25 protein-coding genes and 2 tRNA genes are annotated in these 24,867 nt (G+C 40.3%); 16 read left to right on the top strand and 11 right to left on the bottom strand.

The annotated features are described in order from the left end of the window. Positions 1-182 precede the first annotated feature (182 nt). The 6 genes from cysD (at position 183) to B1201_RS07510 (ending at position 5,050) form a co-directional block, all read left to right on the top strand. Entirely contained in the window at positions 183-1,097 is a 915-nt protein-coding gene (gene cysD, locus B1201_RS07535) for a sulfate adenylyltransferase subunit CysD (RefSeq protein ID WP_078189893.1), read from the top strand. 167 nt (positions 1,098-1,264) lie between these two features. Further along, positions 1,265-2,878, top strand: coding sequence for a sulfate adenylyltransferase subunit CysN (cysN, locus tag B1201_RS07530; protein ID WP_078192979.1), 1,614 nt, complete (start codon positions 1,265-1,267; stop codon positions 2,876-2,878). 161 nt (positions 2,879-3,039) lie between these two features. Beyond that, a complete protein-coding gene (locus B1201_RS07525) occupies positions 3,040-3,876 on the top strand; it encodes a hypothetical protein (protein ID WP_078192978.1) in 837 nt (278 codons plus the stop codon). A gap of 64 nt (positions 3,877-3,940) precedes the next feature. Then, entirely contained in the window at positions 3,941-4,462 is a 522-nt protein-coding gene (locus B1201_RS07520) for a PadR family transcriptional regulator (RefSeq protein WP_078192977.1), read from the top strand. Further along, on the top strand, positions 4,459-4,779 hold the full coding sequence (locus B1201_RS07515) for a DUF3861 domain-containing protein (RefSeq protein WP_078192976.1): 321 nt from the start codon (positions 4,459-4,461) through the stop codon (positions 4,777-4,779). Before B1201_RS07520 ends, B1201_RS07515 begins: the two co-directional genes overlap by 4 nt. A gap of 10 nt (positions 4,780-4,789) precedes the next feature. Continuing rightward, on the top strand, positions 4,790-5,050 hold the full coding sequence (locus B1201_RS07510; RefSeq protein ID WP_078192975.1) for a DUF2798 domain-containing protein: 261 nt from the start codon (positions 4,790-4,792) through the stop codon (positions 5,048-5,050). Positions 5,051-5,063: 13 nt separating this feature from the next. On the opposite strand, the gene B1201_RS07505 is transcribed toward B1201_RS07510, so the two are convergent. After that, on the bottom strand, positions 5,064-5,414 hold the full coding sequence (locus tag B1201_RS07505) for a thioredoxin family protein (protein WP_078192974.1): 351 nt from the start codon (positions 5,412-5,414) through the stop codon (positions 5,064-5,066). A gap of 131 nt (positions 5,415-5,545) precedes the next feature. On the opposite strand from B1201_RS07505, the gene B1201_RS07500 reads away from it, so the two are divergent. Then, positions 5,546-6,538, top strand: a complete 993-nt coding sequence (locus B1201_RS07500; protein WP_078192973.1) for an NAD(P)H-quinone oxidoreductase — start codon at positions 5,546-5,548, stop codon at positions 6,536-6,538. A gap of 498 nt (positions 6,539-7,036) precedes the next feature. Here the strand turns inward: B1201_RS07500 and B1201_RS07495 are convergent. Then, a tRNA-Leu gene (locus B1201_RS07495) sits at positions 7,037-7,122 on the bottom strand. A gap of 10 nt (positions 7,123-7,132) precedes the next feature. Further along, a tRNA-Cys gene (locus B1201_RS07490) sits at positions 7,133-7,206 on the bottom strand. Between the two features lie 152 nt (positions 7,207-7,358). Here B1201_RS07490 and folD point away from each other — a divergent pair. After that, on the top strand, positions 7,359-8,207 hold the full coding sequence (gene folD / locus B1201_RS07485) for a bifunctional methylenetetrahydrofolate dehydrogenase/methenyltetrahydrofolate cyclohydrolase FolD (protein WP_078192972.1): 849 nt from the start codon (positions 7,359-7,361) through the stop codon (positions 8,205-8,207). A gap of 263 nt (positions 8,208-8,470) precedes the next feature. Continuing rightward, the gene (locus B1201_RS07480) at positions 8,471-9,139 is read left to right on the top strand and encodes a class I SAM-dependent methyltransferase (RefSeq protein ID WP_078189884.1); all 669 of its coding nucleotides are present in this window, start codon (positions 8,471-8,473) and stop codon (positions 9,137-9,139) included. A 68-nt stretch (positions 9,140-9,207) separates the two neighbouring features. On the opposite strand, the gene B1201_RS07475 is transcribed toward B1201_RS07480, so the two are convergent. The 3 genes from B1201_RS07475 to B1201_RS07465 form a co-directional block, all read right to left on the bottom strand. Then, positions 9,208-9,636, bottom strand: coding sequence for a hypothetical protein (locus B1201_RS07475; protein ID WP_078193296.1), 429 nt, complete (start codon positions 9,634-9,636; stop codon positions 9,208-9,210). Positions 9,637-9,834: 198 nt separating this feature from the next. Continuing rightward, a complete protein-coding gene (locus B1201_RS07470) occupies positions 9,835-11,154 on the bottom strand; it encodes an MFS transporter (protein WP_078193295.1) in 1,320 nt (439 codons plus the stop codon). Positions 11,155-11,441: 287 nt separating this feature from the next. Beyond that, on the bottom strand, positions 11,442-12,761 hold the full coding sequence (locus tag B1201_RS07465) for an MFS transporter (protein ID WP_078192971.1): 1,320 nt from the start codon (positions 12,759-12,761) through the stop codon (positions 11,442-11,444). A 341-nt stretch (positions 12,762-13,102) separates the two neighbouring features. Here B1201_RS07465 and glpD point away from each other — a divergent pair, with 341 nt between their 5' ends. Beyond that, the gene (gene glpD, locus B1201_RS07460) at positions 13,103-14,620 is read left to right on the top strand and encodes a glycerol-3-phosphate dehydrogenase (protein ID WP_078192970.1); all 1,518 of its coding nucleotides are present in this window, start codon (positions 13,103-13,105) and stop codon (positions 14,618-14,620) included. Between the two features lie 80 nt (positions 14,621-14,700). Here glpD and B1201_RS07455 read toward each other — a convergent pair whose 3' ends face one another. Further along, on the bottom strand, positions 14,701-16,533 hold the full coding sequence (locus tag B1201_RS07455; protein WP_078192969.1) for a phosphoenolpyruvate carboxykinase (GTP): 1,833 nt from the start codon (positions 16,531-16,533) through the stop codon (positions 14,701-14,703). 413 nt (positions 16,534-16,946) lie between these two features. Between B1201_RS07455 and B1201_RS07450 the strand changes: the two genes are divergently transcribed. The 4 genes from B1201_RS07450 (at position 16,947) to groL (ending at position 20,833) form a co-directional block, all read left to right on the top strand. After that, positions 16,947-17,885 (top strand): diacylglycerol/lipid kinase family protein, encoded by a 939-nt coding sequence (locus B1201_RS07450; RefSeq protein WP_078192968.1) that lies wholly within the window; start codon positions 16,947-16,949, stop codon positions 17,883-17,885. Continuing rightward, positions 17,866-18,651 (top strand): metallophosphoesterase family protein, encoded by a 786-nt coding sequence (locus tag B1201_RS07445; protein WP_078192967.1) that lies wholly within the window; start codon positions 17,866-17,868, stop codon positions 18,649-18,651. Before B1201_RS07450 ends, B1201_RS07445 begins: the two co-directional genes overlap by 20 nt. Positions 18,652-18,834: 183 nt before the next feature. Next, a complete protein-coding gene (locus B1201_RS07440; protein ID WP_078192966.1) occupies positions 18,835-19,125 on the top strand; it encodes a co-chaperone GroES in 291 nt (96 codons plus the stop codon). 73 nt (positions 19,126-19,198) lie between these two features. Continuing rightward, the gene (gene groL, locus B1201_RS07435; RefSeq protein ID WP_078192965.1) at positions 19,199-20,833 is read left to right on the top strand and encodes a chaperonin GroEL; all 1,635 of its coding nucleotides are present in this window, start codon (positions 19,199-19,201) and stop codon (positions 20,831-20,833) included. Between the two features lie 79 nt (positions 20,834-20,912). Here groL and B1201_RS07430 read toward each other — a convergent pair whose 3' ends face one another. Next, positions 20,913-21,395 (bottom strand): copper resistance protein NlpE, encoded by a 483-nt coding sequence (locus B1201_RS07430; RefSeq protein ID WP_078192964.1) that lies wholly within the window; start codon positions 21,393-21,395, stop codon positions 20,913-20,915. Between the two features lie 280 nt (positions 21,396-21,675). On the opposite strand from B1201_RS07430, the gene B1201_RS07425 reads away from it, so the two are divergent. Further along, entirely contained in the window at positions 21,676-22,254 is a 579-nt protein-coding gene (locus B1201_RS07425) for a 1-acyl-sn-glycerol-3-phosphate acyltransferase (RefSeq protein ID WP_171263760.1), read from the top strand. Positions 22,255-22,334: 80 nt separating this feature from the next. Here B1201_RS07425 and B1201_RS07420 read toward each other — a convergent pair whose 3' ends face one another. Both B1201_RS07420 and B1201_RS07415 read right to left on the bottom strand, forming a co-directional pair. After that, positions 22,335-22,664, bottom strand: a complete 330-nt coding sequence (locus tag B1201_RS07420) for a hypothetical protein (RefSeq protein WP_078192963.1) — start codon at positions 22,662-22,664, stop codon at positions 22,335-22,337. Positions 22,665-22,854: 190 nt separating this feature from the next. Then, positions 22,855-23,592 (bottom strand): sulfite exporter TauE/SafE family protein, encoded by a 738-nt coding sequence (locus B1201_RS07415; protein WP_078192962.1) that lies wholly within the window; start codon positions 23,590-23,592, stop codon positions 22,855-22,857. Positions 23,593-23,791: 199 nt separating this feature from the next. Between B1201_RS07415 and B1201_RS17050 the strand changes: the two genes are divergently transcribed. Next, the gene (locus B1201_RS17050) at positions 23,792-24,256 is read left to right on the top strand and encodes a hypothetical protein (protein ID WP_078192961.1); all 465 of its coding nucleotides are present in this window, start codon (positions 23,792-23,794) and stop codon (positions 24,254-24,256) included. A 56-nt stretch (positions 24,257-24,312) separates the two neighbouring features. On the opposite strand, the gene rsmD is transcribed toward B1201_RS17050, so the two are convergent. Continuing rightward, positions 24,313-24,864 carry a 16S rRNA (guanine(966)-N(2))-methyltransferase RsmD gene (gene rsmD, locus B1201_RS07405; RefSeq protein ID WP_078192960.1) on the bottom strand — a complete coding sequence of 184 codons (552 nt, stop codon included), beginning with the start codon at positions 24,862-24,864 and terminating at the stop codon, positions 24,313-24,315. Between the last annotated feature and the right edge of the window lie 3 nt (positions 24,865-24,867).

The raw sequence follows: 24,867 nt of genomic DNA, 5'->3' as shown, positions 1-24,867 counted from the left end.
AAATTGATAAGTCTATCGTATTAAATTAATTAAAATTGATAAGCAGTATCAGACAATTTGTATATGACGAATAAGAATATCAATATCACAAAACAAGCAATCGTTATGAAAGCTTAATCACTATAATGTATATATATCTTTAAAAGTGTAATAAGTACACATATTCTAAGCTGGTGTTGTCCATGTCATTAAATGAGGAAAGACTTACTCATCTTAAACAGCTTGAAGCTGAGAGTATTCATATCATCCGTGAAGTTGCTGCTGAGTTCGAAAACCCAGTCATGCTGTATTCAATCGGTAAAGATTCAGCGGTCATGCTGCATCTTGCTTTAAAAGCATTCTATCCTGCCAAACTTCCATTCCCACTACTGCATGTAGACACGGGTTGGAAATTTAAAGACATGATTACTTTCCGTGACAACATGGCAAAAGAGCATGGCTTTGATTTGATCGTGCATCAAAACAAAGAAGGTAAAGATGCAGGCGTGAATCCATTCGATTACGGGAGCTCAAAATATACTGATATCATGAAAACTCAAGGCTTAAAACAAGCACTTGATAAATATCAGTTTGATGCGGCTTTCGGTGGTGCGCGCCGTGACGAAGAAAAATCTCGTGCCAAAGAACGTGTTTACTCATTCCGTGATACCAAACACCGTTGGGACCCTAAAAACCAACGTCCTGAACTTTGGAATCTTTACAACGGTAAAGTGAACAAAGGTGAAAGTATTCGTGTGTTCCCATTGTCTAACTGGACTGAGTTGGATATTTGGCAATACATCTACCTCGAAAATATTAAATTGGTTCCTTTGTACTTGGCTGCTGAACGTCCAGTGGTTGAGCGTAACGGTACACTGATCATGGTTGATGATGAGCGTATGCGTTTAAACGAAGGTGAAGTGCCACAAATGAAATCGGTGCGTTTCCGTACTTTAGGTTGTTACCCACTTACAGGTGCTGTTGAATCAACTGCAACAACTTTACCGGAAATTATCCAAGAGATGCTTTTAGCCACCACATCTGAACGTCAAGGTCGTATGATCGACCATGATGAAGCAGGTTCGATGGAAAAGAAAAAGCAGGAAGGTTACTTCTAAGAATCTTAAGAAATCTCCCTTGCGCAGCAGTGCTGCTCACCCTCTTTACTAAAGAGGGGGAACTCCCGAGAAAGAACGGAGCAAAGTCTCCCTTTCTTAAAGGGAGATTTAGAGGGATTAAAAAGATTCAGAAACCGATTTCAAAAGAATATGTGGAGCTTTGAGCAATGTCTCATCAATCAGATTTAATTAGCCAAGACATCTTGGCGTATTTAAAACAACACGAAAATAAAGACCTTCTGCGTTTCCTCACTTGCGGTAACGTTGATGACGGTAAATCGACTTTAATTGGTCGTTTACTTTACGATTCAAAATTGATTTATGAAGATCAATTGCAAGCCGTGACTCGTGACTCTAAAAAAGTCGGTACTACGGGTGATGCGCCTGACTTGGCTTTACTTGTAGATGGTCTACAAGCAGAGCGTGAACAAGGTATTACCATTGACGTGGCTTACCGTTATTTCTCTACAGAAAAACGTAAGTTCATCATTGCTGACACCCCAGGGCATGAGCAGTACACACGTAACATGGCGACTGGTGCGTCGACTGCCGATTTAGCGATCATCTTGATTGATGCGCGTTATGGCGTTCAAACCCAAACTCGTCGTCACTCATTTATTGCGAGCCTTTTAGGTATTCGTAATATCGTGGTTGCAGTGAACAAAATGGACTTGGTTGAATTCTCTGAAGCGCGCTTCAATGAAATTCAAGCAGATTACAACGAGTTCGTAAACCAATTGGGCGATCGTAAACCTGCGAATATTATCTTCACGCCAATTTCTGCGTTGAATGGTGATAACGTTGTAAACAAATCTCCAAATACGCCGTGGTACCAAGGTCAGACTTTAATGGAGACTTTGGAAACTGTTGAAATTTCGCATGATACGAGCAAGCACGAATTCCGTTTCCCTGTTCAGTATGTTAACCGTCCGAACCTCGACTTCCGTGGTTTCTGCGGTACGATTGCACTTGGTGAAGTGAAAGTTGGCGATACCATTACTGCATTACCATCTGGTAAGTCTTCGACTGTTAAAGAAATCGTAACTTTTGACGGTAACTTAGACCATGCTGTTGCAGGTCAAGCGGTGACTTTAACACTGAACGATGAAATTGATATTTCACGCGGTAACGTGTTGGTTAAAGCGGGCGAACAGCCGTTAATTTCACGTTCTGCACGTGCCTCTGTGGTATGGATGACAGATGCGCCTTTAGTAGTTGGCAAGCTGTATAACGTGAAGTTTGGTACACAAACTATTCCTGCGAAAGTTGCGAAAATTAACTATCGTACCAATGTGAACACACTGGAAAAAACGGAAGTTGAACAGCTTGAATTGAATGCGATTGCAGATGTAACGATTGAGTTTGATGCGCCAGTGGTATTTGACCGTTACCAAGACAGTCGTTACACAGGTTCATTTATCTTTATTGACCGTTTAAGCAACGTGACTGTTGGTGCGGGTATGGTTGAGTCTGCAGTGGAATGGACTGCACACAACGAGCCTGTAACTGCTGAAGCGCGTGCTGCACGTTTAGGTCAAAAACCCGCTGCGGTAACTGTGACTGCTAAAGCCCTTGAAAATGCGCAAGCAATTGAAAGCTTGTTGATTCAGCAAGGTGTGGTTGCGATTGCGAAAGCTGGTTTAACTGTAGAGCAAGTTGCACTTGTACGTGAAACAGGTGTGGTTGTGATTACAGATGCGACCGAAGGCACTGATGTGACTTATGCCTTCGATGCTGTTGAAGAAGTTGCTGAGAAAATTGTTGAGTTGGTTCGTCTGTAATAGATTGAATTGATTTAAAAAAGACCCGCTGAGAAGCGGGTTTTTTTTAAGTTTTTTTAAGTTTTTTTTGATGTAAGTTATTGGATATTAGGAGAATTAAAAATTAAAGAGTAGTAATATAGTTTTATAAATTACTTCTAGCTAGTTGATTGAAAATAAAAATGATTACAGATATTCCTAATTCAGATTTTTTTTTAGAAAGATGTGTGAATTATCATTACTTTGCATTAAATAATCTTTTGACTCTTCTATGTAAATTTGAATATATGGAATTTGAAGATTTAGAATGTGAGTTATTAGATATCGAGTCTGAACTTTGGGAGTATTTAGATATTGAATTGGGTAATATTATTTTATTATTATTCAACTCTATTGAGAATTATTTAAAATATAGAATTTCTCTCATAACACCATATTTATTACTTGAAACACCTATCAAAGATTGGAAATGGTCAAATAAGGCTTTTCATGAATTTTACATCCATCCTTTTGATTCATTATTAAAAATATTTGCTGTAACGAATATTGAGCCTAGCGATCACGTTAGACAAAAATTTGAAGAATTAAGAGTTTCAAGAAATTTATATATTCATGGAGCTAAGGCTTCCAAAACAACACCTTATAAAATAATAGAAATTAGTTATCTGTTCTTAACAGAATTATGGGGTGAAACATTAGGTGAAGAAAAAATATCAATTTTTAGAAAATTTTTAGAATCAGGTTATTTGGAAATTGACGAGGAGTGTGAGGCAAGGGCAGGTGAATTGATGGATGATCATAATAAAATTATATTTTTTTTTAGCTTCTATCAAAAAGTTATGGGGAAAAAGAAAGCTTTAAAAGTCTTAGGAATAGAGGCAGAAGATGAAATGTATAACTGTAACCTGTGCGAAGAACAAACTAGTAATATATTGAAAGATTCATATCTTGCAATAAAGTCAGGTGAAGAAGTGATTACATGTAGATTATGCCAAAGTGAATATAACTTAATTAGATAATAGTAGTTTAATTTAAAATGTATGATAAGATATATCTTAATTAATCTTAAGGTGTATCTTTGCGATGTCAAATTCAGACCTTCTCGACAGTAGCGATAGTCCAGTCAAAACCCGCAAACGCCTGTTTGAAGCAGGGCACATGAAACTATTGGTGCTGCATCTCATATCCCAAGCGCCTAAGTTCAGCTATGACATTATCAAAGATGTCGGAGCAATCGTAGGCGGCGGTTACAGTCCAAGCACAGGGACAATTTACCCAACGCTGAATTACCTAGAAGAACAGCAATACATACATGCAGAACTAAATGCGGAAGACCGTAAGCAATACAGCGTTACGCAGTCAGGTTTAGCGCATCTGGATGCCGAAAAAGCCACAGTAGAGAAAATCCTCTGCCGTTTTGATACCCGCAAGCAGATTCATAACAACGAACAGTACGTCGATATCAAACGTGCGATGGAAAACCTAAAAGCATCACTGCGCATCAAAATTCAGCACTGTGAACTGACACCTGAACAGGTGTATGCCATTGCAGAAAAAATCGATCAGGCAGCCGTCGAAATCAGTCGTATGGAGGTGACACAATGAAACAGCATCAATATGAAATTACGCTCAAACACATTGCTGATGCTCAGGGCAATCCATCGACCTATACCGAAGCTTTGCAGTTTAATGCCTACAACCATGATGACATGTTTAAGGTATTGGAGCATTTGACCAAAGCGCAATTGTTAGATGATGAAAAGACCAAAGCTTTTGCTGTGGGTCTGAAACTGTTTGGTGAAACCTTGTTGGAAAATAAAGACCATCCTTTATTTAAAGATTTCATGCCGCATTTCGGCCAATTTATGAAAACACTGAAACAAACCGTAAAAGCCCAGAACGCAGCCCAAGACGAACAATAGGTATTTACAGATGAATCAACTCCCAAAATTTCATCCCAAACACATGACTTGGCTGATGCCCCTAATCTTGTCCGGCATTATGAGCGGTTCAATTTCCTGCTTTAACATGCTGATGAATAAAGGCTTAGTTGAAGGTTTTCTTGGCATTTGGCTGCGCGCATGGAGCATGTCGTGGATGATGGCCTTTCCGCTCATTTTGATCGTGTTGCCATTGGTGCGTAATACTTTAATGAAGTTTGTACGCCTGCCGAATGAGTCTGCATCCAAATAAAAGGAAAATATACTTAGTCATGAGTTGAATGTGACTGCATAGCATCTTGAATGATGGTTGTTAATTCAGTCAGTGATTTGACACCTGCAATACGTTGAATCACTTTCCCACGATAAAACAGCAAGGTTGAAGGCAGTCCATAAACGTTATAACGCAAGGTTAGTATCGGTGAGGAATCAATATTTACCTTGCCAAATTTGAGCTGTGCATGCTGCGCGGACATTTGCTTTGCACACTGCTCAAATACAGGGAAGTTCTGCACACAGGGCGCGCACCAGTCTGCATAGAAGCGAATCACGGCAAAACCGTCGAACCATTCATAGTCACTGGCGTTATCTTCATTGTATTCAATGATCTGAGACATGCTTGGCCTATTATTCATTTACGAAATACAGTACAGATTATACATAAGTCCATGTTTATTCATTCTGCGGCATTTCTATGTTCAAATAGTGCAGAGATAGATGAATAGTCAATAATTGAAAAGGAAAAACAATGTCACAGCAAAGCATGCAGCAGGTCATTATTACTGAACCGGGCGGTGTTGAAAAACTGGCGTATGAAAGCGTTGCCATCCCAGAAGCGAAAGCGGATGAAGTACTGGTAAAAGTGCATGCCTTTGGCATCAACCGTCCAGACATTTTACAGCGCCAAGGCTTATACCCAATGCCGAAAGGGGTAACACCAGTACCGGGTTTAGAAGTGGCGGGTGAAGTGGTTGCTGTGGGTGCAGAAGTCACTTTGTTTAAGGTGGGCGATAAGGTTTGCGGTCTGACCAATGGCGGCGGTTATGCGGAGTATTGCGTGGTGCCTGAAAGCCAAACCATTCGTATTCCTGAAGGCGTCAGCTTTACCCAAGCAGCAGCAATTCCTGAAACATTCTTTACCGTATGGGCGAATGTATTCCAAATGGGTAAAGCCAAAGCAGGTGAAACGGTACTTATTCATGGCGGTACTAGCGGTATTGGTACTACAGCGATTATGTTGTGTAATGCTTTAGGTATGAAAACCTTTGCGACGGTAGGTTCAGATGAAAAAGTCGCTGCGATTTCAAATATCACTCATGCCATTAACTATAAAACTCAAGACTTTGAGCAAGTGATTAATGAGGCGACCGCTGAGCAAGGCGTCGATGTGATTTTAGATATCGTGGGTGCACCGTATTTAGCACAGAACTTAAATCTATTACGTCGTGATGGTCGTTTGGTCTATATCGCCTTCTTAGGTGGTGCAAAAGCCAAAGAAGTGAAGTTGGGTCAAATCATGATGAAGCGTTTGACCATTACAGGCTCAACCATGCGTGCGCGTAATACTGCAGAAAAAGCAGAGATTGCCAAAGGCATTCAGGAAAATGTTGTTCCGTTATGGTCTAAAGGTGAATGCCTGCCAATGATTTACAAAACATTTAAGTTTGACCAAATTCAAGAAGCACATGCAGCCATGGATACAGGCGAGCATGTGGGTAAGATTGTGGTTGAAGTGATCTAAAGGATTATTTTTAAAACGCGATGTATTTGCAGGGTGTTTTAAAATAATTAAAGAGGGCAATGTCCCTCTTTTTTATTGTATTCCTATCTGATTTGACGCAGTAACATCAAAAGCACAATTTAATTCAAATAAAAGAATGATACGCGGTAAGGTCATCCGCAAGTGTATGAGATAGGGTTGTTTTTAATCAAAAATGTTTTTGCAATACTTTGAATAAGTAGACGCTAGTGAACGAGTTTTGTCGGTGAGGTGCATTGCACCGCAAGATGGTTTCCTTGCGAAGCTTCGCTTCTCATTTTGCCGAAACAAAAGTACCTCCAGCCGAAGGCTAATCCCTTTATTCAATCCCTAGATGTAAGACTCTGTCGAGTAGATTTAAATATCGGTAAATAATGTGAAATTACTTTTACGTGCGTAACATCTGTTGCTAAATTTTAGGCATAAAAAAACCAGCTTATCGCTGGGTTCTTTATTACACCATCTTCAATAGAAGAAGAATGGTGCCCGAGGCCAGACTCGAACTGGCACGCTTTGTGGGCGGGGGATTTTAAATCCCCTGTGTCTACCGATTTCACCACTCGGGCTTAACAAGATTGGAGGCGGAGGTCGGAATCGAACCGGCGTACACGGAGTTGCAGTCCGCTGCATGACCACTCTGCCACCCCGCCATGTCTTGTTGATGCGTATATTAGCAAGCTCTGAAAAAAAAACAATAGCAGATTCATCTGTATGAGCATAAAAGCAGCATACAAGGTAAAAAATTTAAAATAATCATGTATTATGTGCAAAATTGATTCATATCATCACTTGGAGAAGTGCCGTGGCATTAGTTTTAGATGGTCGTGCATTGGCGAAGAAAATTGAAGCTGACTTGTTGACTCGCGTAGAAGCGCTAAAAGAGAAAACTGGTCGTACCCCAATTCTTGCGACTATTTTGGTAGGTGACGATGGTGCATCTGCAACTTATGTACGTATGAAAGGGAATGCTTGCCGCCGTGTTGGTATGGATTCATTAAAAGTTGAGCTTCCTAAAGAAACTACAACTGAACAATTACTTGCTGAAATTGAAAAATTAAATGCAAACCCAGATGTTCACGGTATTTTGTTACAACACCCAGTACCTGCTCAAATTGATGAGCGTGCATGTTTCGATGCGATCTCTCTTGAAAAAGACGTAGATGGCGTAACTTGCTTAGGTTTTGGTCGTATGGCAATGGGTGAAGCAGCATATGGTTCTGCGACTCCTGCAGGTATCATGACCATTCTAAAAGAAAACAATATTGAAATCGCAGGTAAACACGCGGTTGTTGTGGGTCGTTCTGCAATTTTGGGTAAACCAATGTCTGCGATGCTACTTGAAGCGAATGCAACAGTGACCACTTGCCACTCACGTACTCAAAACTTAGCTGACTTTGTTAAGCAAGCTGACATTATTGTGGGTGCGGTAGGTAAAGCAGAATTGATTCAAAAAGATTGGATCAAACCAGGTGCAGTGGTTGTTGATGCTGGCTTTCATCCACGTGATGGCGGCGGTGTAGGTGATATCCAATTGGTGGGTATTGAAGAAGTTGCTTCTGCGTATACGCCAGTTCCGGGTGGTGTAGGCCCTATGACCATTACAACGTTGATTCGTCAAACTGTTGAAGCTGCTGAAAAAGCGTTGGGTTAATCTTTTAATAAAATGATATTAAAGTCACAACGGAGTCTTACCGTTGTGACTAAAATGTAAGAAGCTCGTATGTTACTTTTGTTTCGGCAAAAGTAACCAAAACCATTTGTCATCTGCTGAACTCGACAGAATCAGTCTTTTGATTAATGGTATCGCAGAAACAGTGTTCATTCGATTAAGGTCTGTCTCGCACAGCAGCAGATGACGATGTCGCATATCTAATACGTTTATAAATTCAAATAAAATCATCTCCAAGGCTTAATATGAGCTGTACTTTCCAATTCCCCAAAGCCCCTGAACATTTACTGAAAGCACTGCATGAAGTTATTCCGCATTGTGAATTACATGCACAACAGTTACCTGAAACCCCCATTTCTTTATGGTTGATACCGCCTGTATTTCCAACCGATAAATTGGATGATGAAGTCATTCGCCGTATATGGAATGATACGCCGTATTGGATCTTTTGTTGGGCTTCAGGGCTTGCAATGGCGCAGTGGTTGTTGGCAGAGCCGCATCATGTCAAAGATAAAGTGGTGTTGGACTTTGGTGCAGGTTCAGGCGTGGTGGCGATTGCCGCGAAAATGGCAGGGGCGAAACGCGTGATCTGCTGTGATATCGATCAAGTAAGCCTAGATGCTTGCCGTGCGAATGCTGAGCTGAATAATGTTGAACTCGAATATTTAGACGATCTGTATAAAGCCGAACAAGTCGATATTTTATTGGCTGCCGATGTGCTATATGACCAATGCAACCGTTTCTTTTTGGATGAATTTTTAAAGTTTGCTCCAGAAGTGTGGGTGGCAGACAGTCGTGTGAAAAACTTTAGTCATCCTAAATATGAAAAACTCGATGAACGAAGCGCGACGACATGGCCTGATTTGGATGAATCACCTGAGTTTCGAAATGTGAGTTTTTATAAAACCCTATAAATATTGAACCCATAAAAAATAAGACGCTTAAAGCGTCTTATTTTTTATATTTTGAACAGCAAATTTGATTAAGAACAGGTATAGCGAACCACACGTAAGGTGGCAGGGCGAGCATCGAGTGCATCACGCGCGCCTAAGTTTTCAGAGTTACGTAGATCAGGAGTATTTGATAGACCGAAGTTCGCACGTGTATTACCAATTTGACGGCCGTACTGGGTATTTTCCAAAGCAGGATTTGCAATTTCGTTCACGCTTAAGATTTGTAATTTATAGGTCTTTTGCGTATTTAATACTTTTTGGCAAGCACGCTGTAATTTATTGGCATCCAGTTGTTGGTTTTGGCGACCCGCTAAAGTATATGCAAGTGTTGCGCTATCTGCAGATTTGGACTCTATTTGAAAGCCCGTTTGACCATTAAAAGCACGTGGAGTGCTTTGGCAAGCAGCCATCGACATTGCAACAATACCCAAACTTAAAACTTTGTAAATATTTTTCATCATTCATTCGCCGTGTGTATTTGTATGTTCAGTATGCCATAGTCCGTCTGTCGACTCGATGGCGAAAACCAAGAAAGCCAAAGAAGTTTGATTAAATCTTTGATACAGATGAAACGTTAAATAGATGGAAATGCAGATAAAAAAAGCTCATCAAAATAGGCTTTGATGAGCTTAAGTGGAATAGCAGGGCTGAGCGAATTAATCGTCAGTGATCATGCTATGTTTTTTAGTATCTTTCATGAAGACATAGGTAATTAAAGATAAACCAATCATGAGTGTAATGTAGTAGAAGAAGTAGTTTTCATGGCCTGCATTTTTGAAGCTCAAAGCTACAAGTTCTGCGGTACCACCAAAGAGTGTATTTGCAATGGCATAAGGCAATGCAACACCTAGGGCACGGATGTGTGCAGGGAACAACTCTGCTTTTACTACGGCATTAATCGCAGTATAACCAGTGACAATCACCATACCGCTCATGCAAAGCATAAATGCTGTGGTTGGGCTGGTAGTTGAACCGATACCATTGAAAATAGGAATGGTAAACAGCACACCAAGCACACCAAAGGCGATCATAATTGGCTTACGACCAATTTTATCTGAAAGCGCACCGACAGCAGGTTGTAAAAGCATGAAGATGAAAATTGCAGCAGTGGTAATTTCAGTTGCTGTGGTTTTTTCAAAGCCAGACGTGTTGACCAAATATTTTTGTAAATATGTGGTAAAAGTGTTGAACGCTAAAGTACCACCGGCAGTCAACATGATCACAGTGAAGGCTTGTTTAGGGTATTTGGTAAATAACGCTAAAGCACCTGATTTTGGACCACCATTTTTAGCTTGTTCTTGAGCTTCTTTAGAGGATTGAGTTTCAACTAAACCGCGACGAATCCAGAACACCACAATAGCGAGTAATGCACCGATGAAGAACGGAACACGCCAGCCCCATTCAGTTAAAGCTTGTTCTGAGAAATTGCGTTGTAAGATAATTAAAACGCAAAGAGCCAATAGCTGACCTGAAATCAGTGTGACATATTGGAAACTTGAGAAGAAACCACGATGGTTTTTACCTGCCATTTCAGTCAAATAGGTGGCACTAGAACCATATTCACCACCAACACTTAAGCCTTGGAGTAAACGCGCTAAAAGTAGAATAGCGGGTGCGAGCATCCCTACAGAATCGTAGGTTGGTGCACATGCGATCATCAGTGAGCCGACACACATCAACGATACAGACAGCGTTAAACCTGCTTTACGACCTTTACGGTCAGCATAAATACCCATGACCCATGCGCCGATTGGACGCATTAAGAAACCGAGTGCAAAGACTGCAGCTGCTTGTAAGAGTTTTACAGTATTGTCACCGTCAGGGAAAAATTGCGGTGCAAAGTAAAGGGTAAAGGCAGCGTAGACATACCAGTCGTACCATTCAACGAGGTTGCCGGCAGATCCGCCGAGGATAGATTTGACACGAGTTTTTCTATCCAATTGTTCAGGAACAACTGGCTCAGATGAGTTTGACACATCATTCTCCAAGGAATGAATGCAAAACATATCCATTTAAACTCTTTGGGAAAAGTTTAAATCAATATATTTTGTCGAAATGGGAGATGGAACTATATTTATTTAATTTATACTCCTGTTGTCGCATAAAATCATGCGACTTTAGTCTATAAAATGCGATTTTTTTGAGCAGATACATTTTTCACGACTAAATGAAAACAACAAAGCCTCATAAGTTGAGGCTTTGATTGGAAAAATATGCTGTTTTTGATCAGCTTGATCAATAAGTCATCATCAAATGAACCTGATCAATGCTCCTGAATTTTGGAATGGTGTTTGGTGTCTTTCATAAAGACGTAGACCAATAACGAAATAAAAATCATGATGGTTACATAGATGAAAAACCATGACTCGTGACCAGCTTCTTTAAAACTTAGCGCAAAGAATTCTGCCGTACCACCAAAGATGGTATTTGCAAGTGCATAAGGCAGCGCAACACCCAATGCGCGAATATGTGCAGGGAACATTTCTGCTTTTACAACCGCATTGATCGAGGTGTATCCCGTGACAATCACTAGACCTGCGAGACAGAGCCAAAATGCGGTCCAATAATCTTGAGTTTGTCCTAAGGCACTAAATAGAACATAGGTGAACAGCACCCCTAAGATCCCGAAGGCAATCATTAGAGGCTTACGACCAATTTTATCGGATAGACCGCCTGCAAGTGGCTGTAAGCACATAAAAATAAACAGTGCTAAAGTGGTGATTTGCGTGGCCTCAGGTTTACTAAAGCCAGAGGTATTGACCAGATATTTTTGCAAATAGGTGGTGTAGGTATAAAAAGCCAATGTACCCCCAGCTGTTAAAAATAACACCGTGAATGCTTCTTTCGGATAATGCTTAAATAGAGAAAATAAGCCTGATTCAGGCTGGTCCTTTTGCTCTTGTGCATTTTTAAAGGATTGAGTTTCTAGTAGGCCACGTCGAATACGGAAAACCACTACCGCTAAACACGCACCGATAAAGAATGGAATACGCCAGCCCCAATCATGCAATTGTTCTTCGGTCAGCAACCATTGCAAAATAAGTAGTACGCACAGTGCAGTCAACTGACCTGCAATCAGTGTCACATACTGAAAGCTTGAAAAAAAACCACGACGGTCGCGGTCAGCCATTTCACTAAGGTAGGTCGCACTGGCGCCATATTCTCCTCCGACACTTAAACCTTGAATTAGTCGTGCAACCACAAGAATAATCGGCGCCAAAATACCAATTTGGTCATGTGTTGGAGAAATAGCAATCATCAATGAGCCGATACACATAAGTGTGACGGAGAGGGTTAAACCTGACTTTCGACCTTTTTTGTCTGAATAGATCCCCATAATCCATGCACCAATGGGCCGCATGAGGAAGCCCACTGCAAAGATGGCCGCGGCTTGGAGAAGTTGTGCAGTCTGGCTGCCCTGAGGGAAAAAAGCATGGGCGAAATAGAGGGTGAATGCCGCATAGACATACCAATCGTACCATTCAACAAGATTACCTGCTGAACCTCCGAGAATGGATTTTACTCGGGTCTTTGTATCTAAATTTGATTGAGTAACAATTTCTTCCGTCATTTTAAAATCCATCTTTTTTATTGTGTGAAAATATCTTATGCGTATCGAAAAGCATGAAATGTAAACTAAAAAAGAGGTTTTGTTTAAAAAGTGTACAAATCAACAACTTGTCATGAATTTTGCTTTGAATAATGGTTTGGGCCTTAAAATGATTGATTTCATACTTGAGCCAGCAACCGTTTAAACGTACATTTAAAATATAACTTCTCATTTAATGAGGAATACAAAAACTCAGCGTAAGGATATCGTGACCAAAATAGGTATCTTGATCAAAAAATGATGATCAATGAGAAAAATAATAAAGCAAAGAAAACGAAGCATTGTTGAATAAAAAGATATAGTGGGAGGGAGCGATGAATACACAACAACAATTAATATATGACATGGTGGTCATTGGTGGTGGAATCAATGGTGTTGGTATTGCTTGTGATGCAGCGGGGCGTGGTTTAAGTGTTTTGCTTTGCGAAAAAGATGATCTCGCGAGCCATACTTCATCTGCAAGTAGCAAATTAATTCATGGTGGTCTTCGCTATTTAGAACATAAAGAATTTCGTTTGGTACGTGAGGCACTGGCAGAACGCGAAGTTCTCCTTAAAAAAGCCCCCCATATTATTCGACCGATGCGTTTTATCATGCCGCATGAACCGCATTTACGACCGGCTTGGCTAATTCGTACTGGATTATTCTTTTATGATTATTTGGGTAAGCGAGAACAGCTTGCAGGCTCCAATGGAATTGAATTTGATGTGGAAGTTAGTCCTTTAGCACCTAGATTTACCCGAGGGTTTGAATATTCCGACTGCGCTGTGGATGATGCACGCTTGGTTGTACTCAATGCGATACAAGCACGGGAATATGGTGCAAAGGTTCTGACTCGAACAGAATGTTTAAATGCATACAGTAAAGCTGGCATTTGGCAAGTGTGTTTAAAAAATACCAAGGGTTTGCAAAATGTGCAGGCTAAAGTATTGGTGAATGCGGCAGGTCCTTGGGTTGCTGACTTTATAAAACAGGGTTTAAAGCAAGAGTCACCTTATGGTATACGCTTAATACAAGGTAGCCATATCATCGTTGCAAAGCTCTTTGATGGTGATAAAGCTTTTATTATGCAAAATGATGATCATCGCATTGTTTTTGCGATCCCATATTTAGAACAATATACCTTGATCGGCACGACAGATCGTGAATATCATGCAGACCCAAATCGAGTAAAGATAAGCCAAGAAGAAATCGATTACTTGCTTGATGTGTCAAATGATCACTTTAAAACTCAATTGACGCAAACGGACATCATTTCAACCTATTCAGGTGTGCGTCCGCTGTGTGATGATGAATCAGATAATCCAGCAGCAGTCACGCGAGATTACACATTAGCACTGACCGATGTAGAAGGTGCTGCATTACTTTCAATCTTTGGTGGCAAGCTCACCACCTATCGAAAACTCGCAGAAGCGGCGCTAGATCAGCTTAAAACTGTTTTTCATCATCGATCCAAGCCTTGGACTGCTGATACAGCATTACCTGGTGCGGAAAATTTAGAATCAATCGAGCAGTTGATAGTTGAAATCCAACAAAATGTTAAAGGTGTTTCAAGCAGTCTAGCAAGTCGTTGGGCGCATGCTTATGGAACACGTGTCTGGATTTTGCTGAATCATTTAACTTCGATTGATGAGCTTGGGCAAAACTTCGGGCATGGCTTGTATGCTCAAGAAGTAGATTATTTGGTTGAGCATGAGTGGGCGAGAAGCTCTGAAGATATTTTGCAAAGACGCACAAACTTATATTTGCAATTCAGTGCATCTGAAGTTGATGTTTTGGACGAGTACTTAATGGCAATACGTATAAAGCAAAAAGCTCAAGATGTGGCTTAGTTGATATAAAAAAGACCGCGCAAGGCGGTCTTTTAAATCTTTCTTAATCCCTCTTTTAATGGAGGGAAATTAAAGGCCGATTAAGCAGATTTTTTTACAGCTTCTAAAAGTTCGTCTTGACGTACTTTAAGTGCTTTTGGTAAGCGATCACCAAGTTTGTTGAACAATTCAGTGTGGCTTTCAAGTTCTTTAATCCATTGATCTTTATCTTGAGAAGTTACAAGCTCGAATTGCTCTTTAGTGAAGTCTGAACCCGTCCAGTTCAATTGTTCGTATGTTGGAACAAGGCCGATAGGTGTTTCAACAGCGTCTGCACGACCTTCACAACGGTCAATGATCCACTCAAGAACACGCATGTTTTGACCGAAACCAGGCCATACAAAGTTACCTTCAGCATCACGACGGAACCAGTTCACGTTGTAGATACCAGGAAGTTTATTGCCAGCAGCTTTAGCTTTAGCAGCAACTTCTTCACCAAGTTCTAACCAGTGAGAGAAGTAGTCAGCCATGTTGTAACCCGCAAATGGAAGCATTGCGAATGGGTCACGACGAACAATACCTTGTTGACCAACAGCAGCAGCAGTTGTTTCAGAGCCCATAGTTGCAGCTTTGTAAACACCGTCAACCCAGTCAAATGCTTCTGAAATTAGAGGCACTGTGTCTGCACGACGACCACCGAAGATGAACGCAGAAATTGGAACACCTGCTGGATTTTCCCAGTCAGCATCAATAGAAGGACATTGACCAGCTGAAACAGTGAAACGAGCATTTGGATGAGCTGCTTTTTCTTCGCCGGTGTGTGGTTGACCTTTCCAGTTAGTCAAGTTAGCAGGCGCTTCTTTAGTCAGACCTTCCCACCAAACTTCACCGTTGTCAGTCACAGCAACGTTTGTATAGATTACGTCTTTATGAAGAGTTGCCATACAGTTCGGGTTAGTTTTGGTATTTGTACCAGGAGCTACACCGAAGAAACCAGCTTCAGGGTTGATTGCATATAAACGACCATCTTCACCTGGTTTGATCCAAGCAATATCGTCACCTACAGTTTCAATTTTCCAACCTTCGTAACCCGCTGGTGGAATCAACATCGCGAAGTTTGTTTTACCACAAGCAGAAGGGAATGCAGCTGCGATGTAGTGTTTTTCGCCTTGTGGGTTGGTCACACCAAGGATGAGCATGTGTTCAGCTAACCAACCTTGTTGACGACCCATAGAAGATGCAATACGTAAAGCTAGGCATTTTTTACCCAACAATGCGTTACCGCCGTAACCAGAACCGTAAGACCAGATTTCACGAGTTTCTGGGTAATGAACGATGTATTTTTCAGGGTTGCAAGGCCAAGCAACGTCTTTTTGACCTTCTTCAAGCGGAGCACCAACAGTGTGTACGCAAGGAATGAAGTCACCGTCAGTACCAAGTACGTCATAAACAGCTTTACCCATACGAGCCATTTTAGACATGCTTACAGCAACGTAAGGAGAATCAGTAAGTTCGATACCGATGTGAGCAATATGAGAACCTAAAGGACCCATAGAGAAAGGAACTACGTACAAAGTACGGCCTTTCATTGAACCGTCAAATAAACCATTCAGACGAGCACGCATTTCAGCTGGAGCTTCCCAGTTGTTTGTTGCGCCTGCATCTTCTTGTTTTTCAGAACAGATGTAAGTACGACCTTCAACACGAGCAACGTCAGAAGGATCAGAATTAGCAAGGTAAGAACCAGGATGTTTTTCTTGGTTAAGTTCTTGCATAGTGCCGTTAGCGATCATCAAGTCGATATAACGTTGATATTCTTCTGCGCTACCGTCACACCATTCGATTTTTGCTGGTTTGGTTAATTTGGCAATTTCTTCCACCCAAGCAATGAGCTTAGGGTGACGAACGAATTCTGGTGCGTTCACTTGGGTCATGGTGAGGCCTATCTCAAAAATGTACTAACCGTACAAAGTATAATCTGCATCATGGGATACATCATGCAGATAAAAGATGAAAAAAAAGTGGCTGTATTAAAGCATAAAATCATAAAAAAAATAAGACTAAAGAAGTGGTAGATTTTTTTTGGTAGTTAATGCTATTTATATTAAATATAGATAAAATACAATAACTTAACATATGATGTTATAAATTTTAACTTTATTTATTAACGTGATGGACAATATTTTATATAGTTATTTTTAATAAAAACAAAAAGTTGCATGTAATTGATATTTGAGAATTATTATTGATTAAATAAATGGTGGTAATTCGATTTTTACATAAAGGCGCTATTATTTGCTGTTAAATTCGACAAAATACAATACTAAGCGGCCAAGATGTATAAAAAGTGATTAAACAAGCCAAGCCTTTATCTATTATCTATAATAAAAAATCAGGATTTCATGCTGCAAACAAAGATGAAGTCTACGAGGAACTTGTGCGGATATTATCCGATCATAATTTCGAAATACAGTCATTTGAGCTTGGGCAGGAAGCGAGTTTTGATACTTTAATGAGCAAGGTATTTGCACGCCATAAAGACCCTGATAATTTGGGTGTTGTGGTTGCTGCAGGTGGTGATGGAACCTTAAATGCTGTTGCTCATCAGTTGATGCATACCGATATTCCTATGGGGGTCTTACCTTTGGGCACATTTAATTATGTGGCGCGGGTACTCAATATTCCTCTCGATTTAATTCAAGCGGCACAGGTGATTGCGACAGGCAATAATCGACAGGTGCACGTGGCGCAAATCAATGAACATATCTATTTAAACAATGCCAGTTTGGGCTTGTATCCTTTATTTATACAAAAAAGAGAATTTTATAATCAAAAGTTTGGGCGTTTCCCATTGCATGCTTATACCTCAGGTTTGGATGTGCTGATTCGAGATCGTAAAGAGCTGAAATTGGAAATAGAAGTGGATCATCATATTTATCCAGTCAAAACGCCCTTGATCTTTTTTGGCAATAATCAATTGCAATTGGCCGATTTAAACTTGCAAATTGCTAAGGATGCAGAGGCGGGTAAAGTTGCAGGTGTGGTGGTCGCAAAAAGTGATAAGAAAACGCTATTTAAAATTTTATGGCAATTGATCCGTGGCAATATCGACAATGCACCAGATGTGTATAGTTTCGCCGCTGATGAAGTCACGATACATACCCAACGAAAAAAAATGACCGTTGCTGTGGATGGTGAGATTGTAGAAATGAAACCGCCGCTTAAAATTCGAGTGCAAAAACAAGCCTTAAAGATACGGGTGCCACATGATACTGCATCTGTCTGATCTGCATTTCGGCACTGAAAAGCCAGAGTGTTTGCGCGCTATTCAGCAATTTTGTCGTGAACAGCGTATCGAGGCCGTGGTTGCCAGTGGAGACTTGACCCAACGTGCGCGTTATCGTCAGTTTTATGCATGTAAGCAATTTTTAGAAAGCTTAAAGCTGCCTTATATCGTTGTGCCGGGGAATCATGATATTCCGTTATATCATTTATGGAACCGTGTTTTTAGCCCTTTTGCACGTTATCAACTTTTTTTTGGTGCCATGGAAAATGTACTGGAAACCGAGCATTTTTATTTAATTGGGATCAATAGTATTCGCCGTCGTTACCATACGCGAGGGCATGTATCGCTCGAGCAAATACATCATGTCGAGAAATTACTTAAACATGCGCCGCCCAATAAAGTAAAATTAATCATAGCGCATCAACCTTTTTATACGCCGCCCAATGACCCGCATGGTGTGAAAGATTGTCCTGTTCAAGGGCGTTTGGCACTCGAACAGTGGAGTCAACACGGTTTAAATGGTTTATTGCATGGGCATTTACATGTTCCAGCCAGCTATGACCTCAATCAGATTTATGCTTTAGGTGCTGCGCATCCAGTTTGGGATATTCATGCTGGAACTGCAACGTCATATCGCCTACACGATAACCTTGCCAACAGTTTTAATGTCATTGATGAGCAGATGAATGTGCAGCATTATTTTTATAATTCAAAGTTAAAAATATTCGAAGAAAATCTTAGTACTCATATTTTGGATGAGCTTTAATCCTTTAAATTTAAATTTTGAAGAAAAAAAATACAAAAAAATGAAAAAAATTAAATTTTGCCCTTGAAGGGTTTTTTTCCATCCCCACAAAAGTGTCATCTAAATTATTTTTTGTCGATGGCTTACGGAAATCAAAATGTCATCGTCTTTTATCTAGTAAATAGACTTAGTCTGGAGTTAACTATGAGCAATATTCGTCCTTTGCATGACAACGTTGTGATTCGCCGTGTTGAAAAGGAAACTAAAACTGCTGGTGGTCTTATTTTAAGTACTTCAGCAGCTGAACAACCTGCTCAAGGCGAAGTAATCGCTGTAGGTAATGGCAAAGTAACTGACAATGGCGTACGTGCATTAGACGTTAAAGTTGGTGACAACGTATTGTTTGGCACTTATGCCGGTACAAAAGTAAAAGTAGCAGGCGAAGAGCTTCTTATTATGAAAGAGTCTGACATCTTAGCGGTACTTGAAGCTTAAGTTTCGTACACGCATTTAGACCCTTTTATTCATCATAAATTGTTAAAAATTTTAAAAAGATTCGGAGTTAGACATGTCAGCTAAAGACGTAAAATTTGGTGATTCAGCGCGTTCAAAAATGATCGCGGGTGTAAATGTACTTGCAGATGCTGTAAAAGTGACTTTAGGTCCTAAAGGCCGTAACGTTGTCATCGACCGTTCTTTCGGTGCACCGCACATCACTAAAGATGGTGTTTCTGTTGCTAAAGAAATCACGTTAAAAGACAAGTTTGAAAACATGGGCGCTCAGTTAGTTCGTGAAGTGTCTTCAAAAACCAACGACATCGCGGGTGACGGTACAACAACTGCAACTGTTCTTGCACAAGCAATCCTTAATGAAGGGATTAAATCAGTAACTGCGGGTATGAACCCAATGGATCTTAAACGCGGTATCGACATCGCGGTTAAAGCTGTAGTTGCTGAAATTAAAGCGACTGCAAAACCTGCATCTGACTCTAAAGCGATTGAACAAGTAGGTTCTATTTCTGCGAACTCTGACACCACTGTTGGTAAACTTATTGCTCAAGCAATGGAAAAAGTTGGTAAAGAGGGTGTAATTACAGTTGAAGAGGGTTCAGGCTTTGAAGATTCTCTAGATGTTGTAGAGGGTATGCAGTTTGACCGTGGTTACATCAGCCCGTACTTTGCAAACAAGCAAGATACACTAACAGCTGAACTTGAAAACCCATACATTCTTCTTGTTGATAAAAAAATCAGCAACATCCGCGAATTAATTGCTGTACTTGAAGCTGTTGCTAAAACAGGTAAACCGCTTCTTATCATTGCTGAAGATGTTGAAGGTGAAGCACTTGCAACTCTTGTTGTAAACAACATGCGTGGCATTATCAAAGTTTGTGCTGTTAAAGCACCTGGTTTTGGTGATCGTCGTAAAGCGATGCTTCAAGACATCGCGATTTTAACTGGCGCGACTGTAGTTTCTGAAGAGGTTGGTATGTCTTTAGACCAAACTACACTTGAGCACTTAGGTACAGCGCATAAAGTTACTGTTTCTAAAGAAAATACAGTAATTGTTGATGGTGCAGGTGTTGCAGAGCAAATTGCTGAACGTGTAACTCAAATTCGTGCTCAAATTGAAGAATCAACTTCAGAATACGACAAAGAAAAACTTCAAGAACGCGTTGCTAAATTGGCAGGCGGTGTTGCTGTAATCAAAATCGGCGCTGCAACTGAAGTTGAAATGAAAGAGAAGAAAGATCGCGTTGACGATGCACTTCATGCAACTCGTGCTGCAGTTGAAGAAGGTGTTGTAGCAGGTGGTGGTGTTGCACTTGTACGTGCTGCAAAAGCACTTGAAGGTGTGTCTGGTGCTAACGATGACCAAAATGTTGGTATCAACATTTTACGTCGTGCAATTGAAGCACCGCTTCGTCAAATCGTTGCAAACTCTGGTGATGAGCCATCAGTTGTAATCAATGCTGTGAAAAACGGTGAAGGTAACTTCGGTTATAACGCTGCGACTTCAGAGTATGGCGATATGTTAGAAATGGGTATTCTTGACCCAGCTAAAGTAACACGTTCTGCGCTTGAGCATGCTGCATCTGTTGCGGGCTTAATGCTTACAACTGAATGTATGATTACTGAAATCCCAGAAGACAAACCTGCTATGCCTGATATGGGCGGTATGGGTGGCATGGGCGGTATGATGTAATTCATACTGATCATCCGATCTAAAAAATCCCCGCTACTTGCGGGGATTTTTTTATAACAATCCTAGTTAAAATAAAACACTAATCAAGCTTTTTGGTGAGTTTAAGATTTACTTCAGGCATTTCTAGTTTTTCACCTTTATCACCACGAAGCTCAATAAAGTTTTCACCTACAAAGTAAATTCGATTGTCGCCCTCGGCATCAAGTTGAATCATTCCAGGTTGATCTGGCAAGAACTTAAAACTGCCTTTCACTTTATTTTCAGTGTTCGCAGGTTTACCTAAAAACTCTTGGCTGAGTTCATAGCTCTTATCAAGTTTGAGTTCAAGTTCAGTTTCAATCCCTTTGCAATCATGGCAAGGTAGAATCCCTTTATACTCACCTGCCCAATCAAGTGCATTTTCGGTGTTATCACCTGTGGCAATCGGACTTTCTGAGGCTGCGTCTGTATTGGCAATGACATTATTATCTGGTGGTGTCGCAGTTTCAGATTCATTGCTGGTTTTTGAACATGCCGTTAAGGTTGCACTGACCATACAGAGAGCGAGGATTAGTTTTTTCATGAGATTTATACACCGTACGTACCCAATATAATGCTAAGCGTGGCTTTTATTGCTCAAGAAAAATAGCCTTTTCTTGTTAACAATTGTGTGTTTGGTTAATACATCAAAACAGACATTTGATTTTAAATATTCGTAAATAGTGAAATATTGGTGACTTACCTAAAAATGAACGCTAAAGGACATTTATATATTAATTGGTGAATAACTGAACAATATAGGCTTTTATAATTATTTTGCGTTGTTAAACTCTGCGGCATAGAAAAAACTGTCGGTGCAAATTGTGTTTGAAAAAACAGCGGAAAAAAGTCTGAACTTAATGGGGTGGCAAATTGATAACCATTGGGATTTAAATATTGACCAATGTGTCATGATTGCAGCGCCACATACCAGTAATTGGGATGCACTTTATGCACGCCTTGCCCTGAAAGCTTTAGGGGTAAATGTTCGTATCACGATTAAAGACAGTTATATGAAATTCCCGTTTGGGCCTTTTGTACGTGCTATGGGCGGAATTGGTATTAATCGTCGTCCAAAACAAGATGGTGAAGCACGTCAAAGTATGGTTGAGCTCATGGCTGACTTATTTAAGCATCATCCGAAATTAGTCATGTTGGTAACGCCTGAAGGGACACGCGCCAAACAAGAGAAGTGGAAAACCGGTTTTTATCATGTTGCCATGCAAGCAGGTGTGCCGATTGCTTTAGCCTATATGGACTATGCGCAGAAAAAAACGGGTGTGGGTAAAATTGTTTATCCTACAGGCGATTATGAAAAAGATATGGCTGAAATCATGGATTTTTACGCGCAAATTCATGCCAAATTTCCTGAAAAATTCAGTGTCGATACACGCTATTACTAATCTAACCATCCAATAAAAAAGGACAGCATCGGCTGTCCTTTTTACGTTTAGATGATTTTGTTTAGACTTTTATATTGAATTTAATCATGAAAATCGGGATGGATACCGCCCAGATTTTGACATGCCGCCTTATAAATAATGTATTGCTGGTCAACCACATCGATGAGCGGGATACGAAATAACTTTTCGCCTTGCTTATAGCTATCGATATAAGACACGACTTTTTGTTTGCTTGATGCTAGTTTTTCTTCATGGAAAGTTGTAATCGAGCTATGAGTCATATGTGAACTTTCAATATTATTGCATTGAAAATGGGAGAGTAGTTTTTCAGCTTTTTTAATTTCGCTGGACGTGCCAAACATACAGCCGCTAAGCAGAGTCACACCTGCAAGCAGGATGAACTTTTTCATGGTTTTATTTTAAGCAAAATTATGAGGTGCAATATTCTATTAATTTTCGACAAAAAAATTAATCACTTTTTTACCATTTGGCTAATTTTTATTTAAATGTGAACTGTGTCATTGTTACAAGATGTGAATGTCTAACTGAAAAGGCTTTTTGTTAGAACAATTTGGACAAATATCTTTAGGTTTGGAGTCATCAGGTTAAGATACTCATCGTCACCAAGAAGCAGCCTGAAGAGAATAGAAGACCTAATACAATATGTTTAAATTGGCGTTCTGAAATGCGATAAAAAAGTTTGGCACCAAAAATCACTGGAAAAGCCATAACCACCAACAGCACGGCTAAATAGGGCAGATGTTCGCGATGGATGATTCCTTGTAATAGGTAGCTAATGAGTGTGACGAGCTGAATAGCTAAATTGAAATGTCGCAAAATATAGCGTTGTTCTGCTTTGGGTGTATTTTTCAGCATGAGCCATGCAGAGGGTAATGCGCCACAAAAACCTCCAAGACCACCCAAGATTCCAGCAATATATCCGATACTAGAATCCGCCCATTTCCCTGTCTTTTGGATGAATGAAAATTTTGGATTAAAAAATAAAATTGGGCACCAAAACATTAAAAAAGCGCCCAAAACCAATTTAAATGTATCTGGATTAATGCTGTCTAATAAATAGGTACCGAGTGGTACACCTAAAATTCCTGCAATTAAATAGGGATAAATGATTTTTTTATTGATCGGAATGTTTTTGCGTTCTGATGATAAGGAAATGAAGTGGCTATAAATTGAAGCGCAGACGACCAAGGGTGCTGCTATTTGCGGGGGAAGTATCCAAACCCAAAATGACATTGCGATAAGGGCGAATGCAAACCCTGTTAATCCTTGTACGAATCCCGCAAAGATGGCACCAAGAATAAAAATCAGCCAAGTCATTAAATTACAGCTTTGAAATACGTGGCGCTATTGTAGTGAATTTTTCTATATAAATGTGGCTGACTGAGTAAATGTAGCAAAATTGGACATCAAATCATGAATAGAACATGAATATTTAAATACAGCAGATGTACACAGACTTCCAATTAAATTCATTTCGATAAGTGAAAATGCTCTTCATCAAAGAGGAGTGCTACACATGCTTAAACAAGTTGCTTTGCTATCTGTGGTTGCAATTACATTTACAGGGTGTGTCGTGGCGCCATTTGATGATGGCCGATACCATTCGAATCAATATGGCTATGCAAATCAATATGGTGGTTCATATGGACAGCGCTATGACTCAAGTCAGCGTTATGACCGCTCATATGGTCGAGTGAATAGCCCGCAACATCGACCAAACTCACCACGACCGAATTCGAATAACCGTCCAGACAATATATATAAACCAAATGCGCATAAACCGAATGTACACAATTCTTCATCTCAGCATCCGTCAAATGTGCAGCGTCCAAGCTCAAAGCCTCAGACTTCGGCTAAACCCAATACAAGCAAGCCCCAGCAGCAAAAACCACAGCAACAACGTCCAAAAGTGACGCACGTGGATAAAGTTAAAACCACAGGTGGATTTAACAGCCAGCGTCCACTTCGACCACAGGTTTAATGATTTTCAAGTAATAAAAAAGGACGCATTGGCGTCCTTTTTTATGTGCATCTACATTAAGCCTTTTTATATAAGCCTGCACGCACCGTTCCAGCTTTGGTTTGTTTAATTTGCTGCCAACTGCTCGGGAGTTTTAACTGAGCAAGATCACGATCAGCTTCGATATAAATTAAACCATTGTCTGAAATGTACGGATCGACCAACTCAGCAAGTTCTTGCCATAAATCAAGACTATAAGGGGGATCTAAGAAAATCAGATCAAATTGGTCTTTCAAGTTAGGAATGGCTTGTTGTGCCGTCATGTTTTTGAGTTGCACACGTTGTTTACTCACCCTTAAGAGTTCTAAATTGTCCATGAGAAACTTCGCTTGGGTGCGATCAGGTTCAATTAAAACGGCTTCTGCTGCACCACGTGAGAGTGCTTCAAACGATAATGCCCCTGAACCTGTACAGAGGTCGAGGACTTTGGCATTTTGAACATCCCACATGACCCAGTTAAATAATGTCTCGCGCACACGGTCAGGTGTAGGGCGTAAACCATCAATACTGGCAAAAGGCAGTTGACGGCGTTTCCATTCACCCCCAATGATTCTTAATTGATTTTTCATGAA

This window comes from Acinetobacter sp. ANC 5600, from assembly GCF_002018395.1.
In the GTDB taxonomy this organism is placed as follows: domain Bacteria; phylum Pseudomonadota; class Gammaproteobacteria; order Pseudomonadales; family Moraxellaceae; genus Acinetobacter; species Acinetobacter amyesii.
This window is presented reverse-complemented; position numbering and strand designations above follow the sequence as displayed.